Origin of the sequence: Pseudomonas kilonensis, assembly GCF_001269885.1 — a bacterium.
Classification (GTDB): Bacteria; Pseudomonadota; Gammaproteobacteria; order Pseudomonadales; family Pseudomonadaceae; genus Aquipseudomonas; species Aquipseudomonas kilonensis.
This window is the reverse complement of the sequence record NZ_LHVH01000030.1, coordinates 16,657-28,515: the sequence shown is the minus strand read 5'-3', so window position 1 is coordinate 28,515 and position 11,859 is coordinate 16,657. Positions and strand designations below refer to the sequence as shown.

13 protein-coding genes are annotated in these 11,859 nt (G+C 62.9%); 3 read left to right on the top strand and 10 right to left on the bottom strand.

Annotation, left to right across the window (positions count from 1 at the left end; genetic code table 11):
* Positions 1-5: 5 nt before the first annotated feature.
* The 10 genes from AD662_RS22070 to AD662_RS22025 all read right to left on the bottom strand — a co-directional run bounded on the left by AD662_RS22070 (position 6) and on the right by AD662_RS22025 (position 9,427).
* Positions 6-1,154 carry an efflux RND transporter periplasmic adaptor subunit gene (locus AD662_RS22070; protein ID WP_053189741.1) on the bottom strand — a complete coding sequence of 383 codons (1,149 nt, stop codon included), beginning with the start codon at positions 1,152-1,154 and terminating at the stop codon, positions 6-8.
* A gap of 155 nt (positions 1,155-1,309) precedes the next feature.
* Positions 1,310-2,407 (bottom strand): DUF1513 domain-containing protein, encoded by a 1,098-nt coding sequence (locus tag AD662_RS22065; RefSeq protein ID WP_053189740.1) that lies wholly within the window; start codon positions 2,405-2,407, stop codon positions 1,310-1,312.
* 2 nt (positions 2,408-2,409) lie between these two features.
* On the bottom strand, positions 2,410-3,474 hold the full coding sequence (locus AD662_RS22060) for an imelysin family protein (RefSeq protein WP_053189739.1): 1,065 nt from the start codon (positions 3,472-3,474) through the stop codon (positions 2,410-2,412).
* 28 nt (positions 3,475-3,502) lie between these two features.
* The gene (locus AD662_RS22055; protein WP_053189738.1) at positions 3,503-4,930 is read right to left on the bottom strand and encodes a di-heme oxidoreductase family protein; all 1,428 of its coding nucleotides are present in this window, start codon (positions 4,928-4,930) and stop codon (positions 3,503-3,505) included.
* A 291-nt stretch (positions 4,931-5,221) separates the two neighbouring features.
* On the bottom strand, positions 5,222-6,550 hold the full coding sequence (locus AD662_RS22050) for a sensor histidine kinase (protein ID WP_053189737.1): 1,329 nt from the start codon (positions 6,548-6,550) through the stop codon (positions 5,222-5,224).
* A gap of 65 nt (positions 6,551-6,615) precedes the next feature.
* Complete coding sequence (locus AD662_RS22045; RefSeq protein WP_014339849.1) at positions 6,616-7,053, bottom strand: Spy/CpxP family protein refolding chaperone; 438 nt, start codon at positions 7,051-7,053, stop codon at positions 6,616-6,618.
* Between the two features lie 273 nt (positions 7,054-7,326).
* Positions 7,327-8,004, bottom strand: a complete 678-nt coding sequence (locus AD662_RS22040; RefSeq protein WP_018605013.1) for a response regulator transcription factor — start codon at positions 8,002-8,004, stop codon at positions 7,327-7,329.
* A 7-nt stretch (positions 8,005-8,011) separates the two neighbouring features.
* Positions 8,012-8,422 carry an SH3 domain-containing protein gene (locus AD662_RS22035; protein WP_018605012.1) on the bottom strand — a complete coding sequence of 137 codons (411 nt, stop codon included), beginning with the start codon at positions 8,420-8,422 and terminating at the stop codon, positions 8,012-8,014.
* Between the two features lie 107 nt (positions 8,423-8,529).
* On the bottom strand, positions 8,530-8,829 hold the full coding sequence (locus tag AD662_RS22030) for a YciI family protein (RefSeq protein WP_018605011.1): 300 nt from the start codon (positions 8,827-8,829) through the stop codon (positions 8,530-8,532).
* Position 8,830: 1 nt separating this feature from the next.
* Complete coding sequence (locus AD662_RS22025; RefSeq protein WP_003204874.1) at positions 8,831-9,427, bottom strand: septation protein A; 597 nt, start codon at positions 9,425-9,427, stop codon at positions 8,831-8,833.
* An 87-nt stretch (positions 9,428-9,514) separates the two neighbouring features.
* Here AD662_RS22025 and AD662_RS22020 point away from each other — a divergent pair, with 87 nt between their 5' ends.
* The 3 genes from AD662_RS22020 to AD662_RS22010 are packed head-to-tail and all read left to right on the top strand — an operon-like array spanning position 9,515 to position 11,852.
* Entirely contained in the window at positions 9,515-10,378 is an 864-nt protein-coding gene (locus AD662_RS22020) for a PHP domain-containing protein (RefSeq protein WP_018605009.1), read from the top strand.
* Between the two features lie 13 nt (positions 10,379-10,391).
* Positions 10,392-11,021, top strand: coding sequence for an L-threonylcarbamoyladenylate synthase (locus AD662_RS22015; protein WP_014339843.1), 630 nt, complete (start codon positions 10,392-10,394; stop codon positions 11,019-11,021).
* Positions 11,022-11,852 carry a segregation and condensation protein A gene (locus AD662_RS22010; protein WP_053181241.1) on the top strand — a complete coding sequence of 277 codons (831 nt, stop codon included), beginning with the start codon at positions 11,022-11,024 and terminating at the stop codon, positions 11,850-11,852.
* The last annotated feature ends 7 nt before the right edge of the window (positions 11,853-11,859 follow it).

Below are 11,859 nucleotides of genomic sequence, written 5' to 3'. Positions count from 1 at the left end.
CTTGATCAGTCCGCGCGCGGCGGGCTGTTCTGTTCGGTCAGGGTCTTGTCGTCGCTGATGGCGATCGGCGTACCGTTATCGAGCTTGAGCTGGCCGGCGGTCACGACTTGCTCGCCGCTCTGCACGCCTTTGGTAACCAGCACCTGCCCGTCGCGTCGCTCGCCGGTTTCCACGAAACGCCGTTCGGCGATCAGGACCGGCTGGCCCTTGTCGTTTTTCTCAACATTGCCGTCGGCGGTTTTCTTCTGGGTCACCACGTACATGGAGTTGCCGTAGAGCGTGTAGGTCACGGCGCTTTCCGGCACGACGATTCCGTCGGCCACGTCCGGCAGGATCACCTCCAGGTTGGCGAACATGCCTGGCAGCAGCTTGCCGTCGGGGTTGGCCAGGGTGGCACGTGCCAATACGTTGCGGGTGCTGTCTTCGACCTTGGGGTTGATCGCGCTGATGGTGGCGACGAAGTTCTGCCCGGGGTAGGCCGAGACGCTGACGTTGACCGGCTGGGCAACGGCGAGCCTGGGCACGGTTTGTTCAGGGACGTAGAAGTCCACGTAAAGGCTGCTGAGGTCCTGCAGGGTGGCGATCACCGTGCCGCTGGCCAGGTAGTCGCCGACATCCACCTGGCGAATGCCGATGGTGCCGCTGAACGGCGCCAGGATGTGTTTCTTGGCCAGCGAAGCCTTGAGCTGATTGACCGTGGCCTGGTTCTTTTTCAGTTGCGCCGAGAGCCGGTCGAACTCGCCCTTGGAGATCGCCTGGCTGCCCACCAGTTGTCGGCCGCGACCAAAATCCAGTTGCGACAGGCCAAGGTCGGCCTCGGCGGTTTCCAGCAGGGCGCTTTCGACTTCGCTGTCCAGTTGCAGGAGCGGCTGGCCAGCCTTGACCTTCTGCCCGGACTGGAACTGCAGCTTCTGCACGGTCCCGGCGATTTCCAGGCTCAGGTCCACGCCTTGCAGCGCCTTGAGGCTGCCAACGGTGGGCAGGCGAGCTTGCCAGGGTTGCCGGGCGGCCGTGGCCACGGCCACGCTGACCGGCGGTTTGGGTGCAGAAAACATCTGGATCTGCTGGTAGACGGAGAAGGCCTTGTAGCCGGCGAGCAACAGCACCACCAGCAGGACAACACCCAACATGATCAGCATGCGGCGTCGCAGCATGTTCCACTTCCTTGGAAAAGAGCTGAGAGAAAATACAGATAGGCGGGCACATTACCCTGAGTGTGCGGGCTATTCCAGATGCTGGCGGGCTGGAGGTGCGTGGGATTTTTCCGAAAAATCAGGGCGCTCGGCCCCGAGGGGCTTCGCTCCCTGGCTCAGGCCAGATGCAAATGGTTGTCCCAGAGCCCTGCCGGCAGATCCAGAGGCTTTGCAACCAGTTGTGTCTGTCGGCAATCGTAATAGCGGCAACGCCCTTGGCCCGACGTCACGACAAAACCGTCGGCCACCGCGCCCACGCCGGCACAGTCCGGCAGCGGCGCATCCAGGCGTACTTCGCCACTGTCCAGGTCCCAGATGAAGAAGCGATTGCCACGGGGGGCGGTCAGGGCCACCAGGCGCAGGTCGCTGTGCACGGCGACGCTGGCGGTGTAGTGCCCCATGGCCTGCAATTGCTCTTCAGACACCGGGAACGCCTGGAACGGCTGCCCTGGCCGCTTGATCGCCAGCAGTTGCGACGACTCGTGGGCAGCGCCCATGAATTGCTGGCCGGAGACGATGGTGCCGTCGCTGGCGATGCCCAGGTGGCGCACGCTGTTCATCGATTGGGCGAGGGTTTCCTTGCTCAGCAGGGTGCCATCGCGCTGCATCAGCACCAGGCTCGGCTCCATGGCGTCGAGGTTCATTTCGACCCGGCTTTCGGCCTCGGTGCGAATGCCGCCGTTGGCGACCACCAGCGTTTCGCCATCGGGCATCCATGACACCTGGTGAGGGCCGATGCCATGGGTGGACATCTCGCCGCTGTGCACCAGTCGTTCGCCTTCGAAACGGTACACGCCCAACAGGCCGCGTCCCGGGTCGGTGGTGTCGTTCTCGGTGGCGTACAGCCATTCGCCGCTTTTGTGGATCACCGCGTGGCCGTAGAAATGCCGGTTCGGCAACGAAGTGATGGTTTGCAGCAGCGTCCCGTCGCGCAGGTCGATCAGGTAGCTTTCGGTACCTGGACGACGGGCGACGAACAGCGCAATCGGCTGTGTCGGATGATTGATGATGTCATGGCAACGCTGGCCGACCTGGGTGGCGAACACCCGCGTGCCGTCCAGCCGATAGCCGACGGCGTAGTGCTTGCCGTTGCCATCGTCCCGTGCCGACAGCAGGAGTGGGTGCTTGTCCTTTTGCTTGAACAGCGTCCAGCCGCCCAGGGTGACGGCGCCGAGCAGCAAGCTGCCCAGTGCCAGAACCTGACGTCGAAACATGATCAGTCACCGTCGTTGGCATTGAAGCCCAGTTGAATGCCCAGCGCCTTGGCCAATTCGCCTTCGTGCAGGCGATGGACGACGTTGAGGCTGTCATACAAATCGTTGAGTTGCTGGCGCCCGGCATCGTCGTTGAGCATTTCGGTCAGCGAGCGCTGGCTGCTGGCGAACAATTTCAACGAGGCATCGTAGGCGGCATCGATCTTGTCGGCCAGTGGCTTCTGGTCGCTTGGCAGCAAGCCGCGCAGGCCCTTGTTGTCCACGCCCGCCCAGACGGTCCTGGCCGCGCTCAGGCTGGCCTCCAGGCCTTGCAACGATGACTGGCTGCGCCAGGCATCGGCCTGGAACGGTTGGGGCACGCCTTTGCTCTGACGGCCCATCGGTGTGCCGAGCTTTTTCTTCAGCGTGTCCAGGGCGGTGACCTGGACACGCAGCAGGTCAGCGATGGCCTCGTGGGAATCGGCGTAGCGCTGGTTGGGGAATTTGCTCATCTGGGCGAGCATGCCGTCGTTGGTGTTCCAGCCCGACAGGATCTCTTCGGCCAGTTGCTTCTGGCGTTCGCCGATGGCGGTGAGCAGCGGGCAGTACTTGGCTTTTTGCGCACTGTCGGCCATGTCGATCCTGGCGTCGAACAGCAGGTATTCGTAGGCCGAGAGGCCCTGGACCACGACGCTGGACTTGGCCAGGCCGTCGGCGTCGATCTGTGGCTGGCTATTGACCAGTTGCTCGACCTGACGGCCCACCAGGTTTTTCTTGTCCGGCCAGAACTGCACCTGCCAGGCGCGGTTGCCCTCGGCCAGTGGGCCGATCAGCAGCGGTTGCAGCTCGGCCCAGGCTTTTTGTGCCTTGAGAAAATCGGCGCGGGCGGTTTCCAGGTTTTCCTTGCCTTGGCAGAACGCCAGGGCGCTGGTCGCCAGTTGCCGGTCGGCATCGACCCAGCGGCTGTAGGTCGGCAGGATCACTTGCTTGGCGATGGCGGCCGAGGTAACGGCTTGTGGATCCTGGGGCGAACAGGCGCCAAGGGCGATGGCGGCGAGGCTGGTGAACAACAGCTTGGGACGGAACATGTTGTGCTCCCACTTCTGGAAAAGGTGTTTAAAGGGAATTCAGGAAGGCCAGCAACGCAGCGCGCTGTTCGACATTGAACGATAAGACCTGTCGCTGCGCCGCTTGTGCTTCGCCGCCATGCCACAGCACGGCTTCGAGCAGGTTGCGGGCCCGACCGTCATGCAGGAACTTGGTGTGGCCGTTGACGGTTTCGGTCAGGCCTATGCCCCACAGCGGCGGGGTTCGCCAGTCACGGCCGCTGGCCTTGAATTCGCTGCGGTTGTCCGCCAGGCCTTCGCCCATGTCGTGTAACAGCAGGTCGGTGTAAGGGCGGATGACCTGGTTCGCCAACTCTGGTTCGGCGGCGTTGGCGGCGGTGGTGTATTTCGGTGTGTGGCAGGACTGGCAACCGGCCTGGAAAAACAGATTCTTGCCCGCCAGTACCTGGGGTGAATTCACCTCGCGACGGGCCGGTACGGCGAGGTTGCGGCTATAGAACAGCACCAGTCGCAGGATGTTGTCGCTGACTTCCGGTTCGCCGTCCGGGCCATTACCGCTGGGGGCGCGCTGGCAATCGAGCTGGGTCTGGGTGCAGTCGTCAAAGGGCCGCAGGCTTGTTGTCAGGCCCATGTCACCGGAGAACGCGTGGACATTCTGTTGGTTGAGGTTGGGCTGCCCGGCCTTCCAGCCGAAGCGTCCCAGGACGGTTTTTTGCTGGGCATCGTCCCAGACCTGGTTGGGACGCCCGGCAATGCCATTTTTCTCCCGGGCCTGGGCCTCGGCGTTTGCCAGGATGGCTTCGTCAGGGATGGCTTCGAGCAGTCCCAGGCCGATCATCGGCGGGGCGACGCGGGCGGAAAAGCGCGTGTCCGGGTGCATCGGTCCATAGGCCAGTTGGGTGATCTGCAGGTTCGGCTTGCGCAGCTCCACGACGGTACCGTCCTTGAAACGCACCGGGACCGATGTGTAATCAACCCGCACCTTGGCTTCGGGGGCGACGCCGGGCACGGACATGTCCTGCAACTGCCCGCCGTAAACCGGTTCCGGCACGACTCCCAATTGCTCGATGACCTTGGCGTAAGGCGGCGCGTCGGGGATCGACAGGCGTACCAGCATCGATACCGCGGTGCTCGCGTCCGGCGCGGGCGGGTGGCCGCGACCGTCCTTGATGTGGCAGTTCTGGCAGGCGTTGGTGTTGAACAAAGGCCCGAGGCCGTCGCGGGCGGTGGTGGTCGAGGGAGCGATCACCCAGGGGCTGCGGAAAAAACTGTTGCCGACGCTGAAATCCACGCGCCGCGAGGGCGGCAGGTTGGCCGAGGGCAGGGAAAAGGCGTTCTGATCCGTCTTGCGTACCGTCGCAGCGCCACCGGAACGGGCTTCACCGGGTTCGGCCTGGGTAAAACGCGGGGCATCATCGCAGGCGCTCAGGCCCAGGGCCATGAACAGCGCACATAAACGAAGAGGCAACGACGGCATCGGGCGTCCTGGGAGATGAGTGAAAACGAGGGCGCAAAGTCTAACAGGGCGGGGCAGTTTGAATAAGAGGAATTATCGTTTGGTTTGATGAGAGCTGCTTTGATCAGAGGGCCACTCAAGGATGGTCTGACCCATTGTGGCGAGGGGATTTAGCGAAACGTCGCACCGCCCCGCTGGGGTGCGGAGCGCCCCCAAATGTGTCTGCCACCGCGGTGTATCAGATAAAACCAGGGGGCTGCTGCGCAGCCCAGCGGGGATAAATCCCCTCGCCACAGGGGGTATTTGCAACGCTTACGGTTGGACGACAGCCCCCGGCACCAACGGCAACTCCAGCGTCGCGATGAACCCGCCGCCAGGATGATTACCCAGCACCAGCGTGCCGCCATGGCGTTCGGCGGCACGGCGTGCGATGGCCAGGCCCAGTCCGTGACCGGCGGCGGTCTGGCCGGGGGCGCGGTAGAACGGCTCGGCCAATTGCCCCAGGTGTTCGGCCTCCACGCCTGGCCCGTGGTCGCGCACGCTGATCATGATCCGTTCGCCCTGGCGCGCCGCGCGCATTTCGATCGATTGCCCGGCCGGATTGAAGCGCTGGGCGTTGCGCAGCAGGTTGTCCACCGCTCGCTCGATCATGGTTGGCCAGCCCTTGAGGGTCAGGTCCGCCTCGGTTTCGAGCTGCACGGTTTGTTCCGGTGAGGCCAGTTGCGCATCTTTTTGCAGGGTGACCAGCAAGCCGTTGAGTTCCACCTCTTCGGCGCTGGCGTTGTCGGCATCGACCCGGGCTAACACCAGGATTTCGCTGATCAGTGCTTCCAGGCGATCGCATTCGCGGGTCAGGCGTGGCCAGAGCTTCTCACGCTCCTCAGGACTGGCCCGTTCAGCCAATGCCAGGGCAATGCGCAGCCGGGCCAGGGGCGAGCGCAGTTCGTGGGAGACGTCGCGCAGCAGTTGTCGCTGGCTGGTGATCAAGCTTTGCAGGCGCGCGCCCATGCGGTTGAAGTCAGTGGCCAGTACACCGAATTCGTCCCGCCGGTTGGCCAGTTTGGCAAGGCTGTTCTGTTGGTAGGTGGCTTGCCCCAAGTCATGCACGGCGCCGCGCAGGCGACTCAGTGGCCGGGTGATGGAGAAGGTCACCAACAAGCTGAACAGGGTCAGCACCACCAACGCGATCCCTAGCGCACTGAGGGGCAAGAGCAGGCTCTCGCGGTGCCAGGCGTCCAGTTCAGGATGGGGAATACGGTAGATGAACAGGTAAGTGTCGCCGGTTTTGGCGCTGGTGAACTCGTCGGTCAGCCGCCGCCAGGGCAGGCGCTTTTGTCGTGCCTCGAAGGCGGCGGCGCGAGGTGGGAAGGTGCCGCGTACCACCGGGTCACCGCTCTCGTTGAGTACCTGGACGTCGATGCGGTACTGGCGCTTGCGCTGTTGCAGGATGTCCTGGGCGGCCTCTTCGCCCTGGCTTTCATAGGTTTGCGTCCACTCTGCGGCCAGGGTATTGAGGCCCGGATGGCGGCTGAGGATCCAGGCGTCCTGGTTGAGCATGTGGCCCATCAAGAGTGAAAGGCCTGCAACCAGGGCGATGGCCAGCCAGAAACTGGCCAGGATGCGCCAGAACAATGAACGCACGGTAAATCCTCGAAAACAAAGAAAGCCCAACGGCGACTTGCCGTTGGGCTGGGGGCTTCAGTGCATTATTGCGCTTTTTGCGGCTGTTGCGCTTTCCAGGCCTTGAACTCAGCCCACTCGGCGCGACGCTCGGCCTGTTTCTTCTGGATCGCGTCGAACTCTTTCTGCTGTTCAGGCTTCAGCAGCCCGCGGATCTGGGCATCGATCTTCTGATGCCGGGCTTGCATTTCGTCCTGCATGGCTTTCTGGTCGGCTGGCGACAGCTTGGCCAGGTACTTGTCTACCAGCTCGCGTTGTTCGTGGCGCTGTTCGCCCATGATCCGGCGAATCTGCTGGCGCTGTTCGCGGCTCAGGTCCAGTTGGCTGTACGGGCCTTTGTCGTGCATCTGGCCGCCGTGGCGTGGGCCGTCCATTGGTCCCATCGGGCCGGCGCCTTCGGGCATGGCCATGGCGACGGTCGGCAGGGCGGCGGCGAACATCAGAGCGATAAGGGTCTTGCGCATGGTGTGTCTCCTTGTCTCATTCCCGGTCAGTTCCGGATGAGTGCAGATTACGGAGATCAAGGTCAGCGGCGGTCAGGGGAGGGTAAAGCTTGGGTAAAGACGGTTTGGTGCGGACCTGACAAATCTGCAGGGCCGAACACTAAACCCTGTGGAAGCAAGGCTTGCCCGCGATGAAGATAACGCGGTCTCTGAGGGAACCGAGGCGCCTGCATCGCGAGCAAGCTTTGCTCCCACAGCCCAGCAGGGCGGCGCCACAAGGGATCAGTGTCGTGCTTAGAGGCTGTAGTAATAGCCCCGGCTACGCAGCGCCACGATGCGCGGGCGGCCGTCGGGGTGGGGGCCGATTTTCTTGCGCAGGTTGCTCACGTGCATATCGAGGCTGCGGTCGTACAGGGTCAGCTTGCGGCCCAGGGCGATCTGCGCCAGTACCTGCTTGTCCAGCGGCTCGCCCGGCTGCTTGAGCAACGCTTCGAGCAGGCGGCTTTCGGAAACGGTGAGGGTCTGTTCCTGTTCATCGATGCTGACCACGCCACGCACCGGGCTGAAAGTCAGGTCACCCAGCTCGATCTGGCTGGACACCGCCGTCGGGTGGCTGCGGCGTAGCACGGCGCGCAGGCGGGCGGTCAGTTCGCGGGGGTCGCAGGGCTTGGCCAGGTAGTCATCGGCGCCCAGTTCCAGGCCGAGGATACGGTCCAGCGGTTCTCCCCGGGCCGACAGCATCAGCACCGGCAGCTCCGGGTGATCGTTGCGCAATTGCTTGAGCAGTTCCAGGCCACTGCCGTCGGGCAGCATCACGTCCAGTACCACGGCTGCCGGGGAGGTTTCGGCCAGGGCCTTGCGGGCACTTTGGCCATCGTGACAGGCCCGGACCTGAAAACCTTCCTGGCTCAACCAGCTTACGAGGAGCTCACACAGCTCCTGGTCATCGTCTATCAGTAACAGCTCGCTCATGACTCACTCAATTTAGCCATTGCCGACGTTGTCTACGTCCACCGCTGGCAAAGATACCGCACAGCAGGGCCAATAGCGCTACCCCGGCACCAATGACAAACCATTGCTGTTGATCGGTCAACAGGCGTGGCAGCGGGCTTGCCTGGGCTTCCTTGAGTTGCAGCTTCAGTCGCTGGTTTTCCTGGCGCAGCCTGGCCAGCAATGCGCTCTCGCGTGCACTGTCAGCGCTTTGCAATTGCTTGCTCAGTTCTTCACGCTGGCGTTCGCTGTCTTTCAAGCGTTGCTGCAGTTCGGCGATCTGGCCACCGGCGCTCAGGGACAAGGGCGCCGAATGACTGCCCTCGGTGCTCTCCTGGCCATGGGCGGGTGCCCCGATCGTCAACGTGACCAATAACAGGCACAACGGACCTTTGCGCATTGCAACTCCTGAATTCCAATCGAGATTAGACAGGTTGTCGGCAGGCAAATGAGAAAGATGAGCAACTGGGGGCAATGAGCCCTGAAGGCTCATCGCGCCAGGGGGATTTACGGCATGACTTGCTTGAATGGCTTGACCACGACATTGGCATAGACGCCGGCCACAACGAACGGGTCGGCCTCGGCCCACTGCTGCGCAGCGGCCAGGGAGTCGAACTCGACCACCATCAGGCTGCCACTGAAACCCGCGGCGCCCGGGTCATTGCTGTCCACCGCCGGATGCGGGCCGGCCAGCACTACGCGGCCTTCGTCCTGGAGTTTTTGCAGGCGCTCCAGGTGCGCGGGACGAGCGGCCTGGCGTTTTTCCAGGGAGTTGGCGACGTCGGTAGCAATGATTGCGTAGAGCATGTCAGTCCTCGGTTTTTGGCGTGGTGGGGTCGGCATCATGCAGATGACGGGACAGGTAGATACCCTGGCCAATCAGGAACAACAGCGTCATGCCCAGGCTACCGAAGACCTTGAAGTCGACCCAGTACTCCTGGAACGTGAACGCAACGAACAGGTTGGCGGCGCCGCAGAACAGGAAAAACGCGATCCAGGCGATGTTCAACCGGGTCCAGATCAGTTCCGGCAGGTTGATGGCATGGCCCATGATGCGCTTGATCAGCAGGCGGTCACCGATGAAGTGGCTGCCGATGAAAGCGAGGGCGAACAGCCAGTTGACCACCGGGGCCTTCCATTTGAGGAAGGTTTCGCTGTGGAAGGCCAGGGTCAGGCTGCCGAACACGAGGCAGGCGATCAGGGTCAGCCACTGGCTCTTCTCCAGCTTGCGCTGGGACACGAACAGTGCGCCGTAGACCACCAGGGAGCTGATGATCAGCACTGCCGTGGCGCTGTAAATACCGCCTACAGTCAAGGAATGACCGGCGAAGTCGACGGCCCGGGGATCAAGTTTGTAGACGATGAAAAACAGCAGGAGCGGGATGAAGTCGATGAATTGTTTCACAGTGGCAGCCAGAAGCAGGATGTGGCGGCATAATAACAAACATCCTTGGCCGCGATAGGGCCAGCTGATTTGAGGTAACAAACTCTCGTGAATGTTGATTTGCACTGCCATAGCACGGCCTCCGATGGCGCCCTGGCGCCTGCGGTTCTGGTGGCGCGGGCGTTCGAGCACGGCGTGCGAGTCCTGGCCCTGACCGATCACGACACCCTCGAAGGCCTCGACGAGGCCCGCAGTGCCGCCACGGCGCTGGGCATGCAGCTGGTCAATGGGGTCGAGCTGTCCTGTACCTGGGGCGGGGCGACCATCCATGTGCTGGGCTACGGCTTTGATGTGAATGCGCCGGCGTTGGTCCAGGCCATTGCACAACTGCGCGACGGGCGCTGGCTGCGTTCCGAAGAGATCAGCCGCAAGCTGGCCCTCAAGGGCATGCCCGGTGCGCTGGACGGCGCGCGGCAGATCCAGCAGGCACTGGGCGACAGTGGCAACGCACCGGCTCGGCCACACTTTGCCGACTGGATGGTGCGCGAAGGGTTCGTCAAGGACCGCGCCGAAGCGTTCCGCAAATGGCTGGGGGCCGGCAAGCTGGGGGACGTCAAGCAGCACTGGCCAACGCTGGAAGAAACCGTCGGCACCCTGCGGGCTGCTGGCGCCTGGGTCAGCCTGGCACATCCATGGCACTATGACTTCACTCGCAGCAAGCGCCGCCGTCTGGTCGCCGACTATATTCAAGCGGGGGGCCATGCCATTGAGGTGGTCAACGGCCATCAGCCTGCCGAGCAGGTTGGCAGCCTGGCGATCCTGGCCCGTGAGTTCGGCCTGCTGGTCACCGCCGGCAGTGATTTCCATGGCCCTGGGGGCTGGTCCGAGATTGGCGAATACCGCCCGTTGCCGGAAGATCTGCCACCACTCTGGTGTAGATTCAAACATGATCCCGTTACCGCCGCCGTCTGAACAGGTAGAACACGTGAGTCAATTTTTCCAGATTCATCCGGAAAACCCGCAAGCGCGCCTGATCAAACAGGCCGTGGAGATCATTCGTGGCGGTGGCGTGGTGGTCTATCCCACCGACTCGTCCTACGCCATCGGTTGCCAGATCGGCGACAAGAATGCCGTTGAGCGTGTCAGACGCCTGCGTCAACTGGACGACAAGCACAACTTCGCGCTCATCTGCAGCGACCTGTCGCAGTTGGGCCTGTTCGCCAAGATCGACACCGGCACCTTCCGCTTGCTCAAGGCGCATTTGCCGGGGCCGTACACCTTCATTCTCAATGCCACGCGGGAAGTCCCGCGGCTGTTGCTGCACCCGAAAAAACGCACCATCGGCCTGCGGGTGCCGAGCCATCCCATTGCCCTGGCGCTGCTGGCGGAACTGGGTGAGCCGCTGATGAGCGTGACGCTGATCATGCCCGGCGAGACCGATCCGCTGACCGATCCCTATGAAATGCGCCAGATCCTCGAGCATCAGGTGGACCTGATCATCGACGGCGGTTTCGGCGGCATGTCGGCGTCTACGGTGATCAATCTGGCCGATGGCGAGCCCCAGGTGGTGCGCGTCGGTTGTGGCGATCCGACGCCGTTCATGGTCGAGGCCTGAATGTCCGCCGTGGAAACCGCCGTGGACAGTGCAGACAGCCAGGCCGGCGCACAGCAGGAGTTGCCGTTCGCCATGGTCTATGGCCAGGCGGTCATGGAAATGCCCCTGGACCTGTACATTCCGCCCGATGCGCTGGAAGTGTTCCTCGAAGCCTTCGAGGGCCCGCTTGACCTGCTGCTGTACCTGATCCGCAAACAGAACATCAACATCCTCGACATCCCCGTGGCGGAAATCACCCGCCAGTACATGGGCTACGTCGAGTTGATGCAGTCGGTGCGCCTGGAACTGGCGGCCGAGTACCTGGTGATGGCGGCCATGCTCGCCGAGATCAAATCGCGGATGTTGCTGCCGCGCTCGGCGGAGGTCGAACAGGAAGAAGACGATCCTCGGGCCGAGCTGATCCGCCGCTTGCAGGAGTACGAACGCTTCAAGGCCGCAGCCGAAGGCCTCGATGGTTTGAACCGGGTCGGGCGCGACGTGGTGGTGCCCAAGCTCGATGCCCCCGAGGCACGGGCGCGCAAGTTGCTGCCGGATGTGAGCCTGGAAGAGTTGCTGATGTCCATGGCCGAGGTCCTGCGCCGGGGCGATATGTTTGAAAGTCACCAGGTCAGCCGCGAAGCGCTGTCCACCCGCGAGCGCATGAGTGATGTGCTGGAGCGGCTCAAGGGCGGCGGCTTTGTGCCGTTCGTCGAGCTGTTCACCGCCGAGGAAGGACGCTTAGGGGTGGTGGTGACGTTTATGGCGGTCCTGGAATTGGTCAAGGAATCCTTGGTCGAGCTGGTGCAGAATGAGCCGTTCGCAGCGATCCACGTGCGGGCACGAGCCGAATAACGAGCAA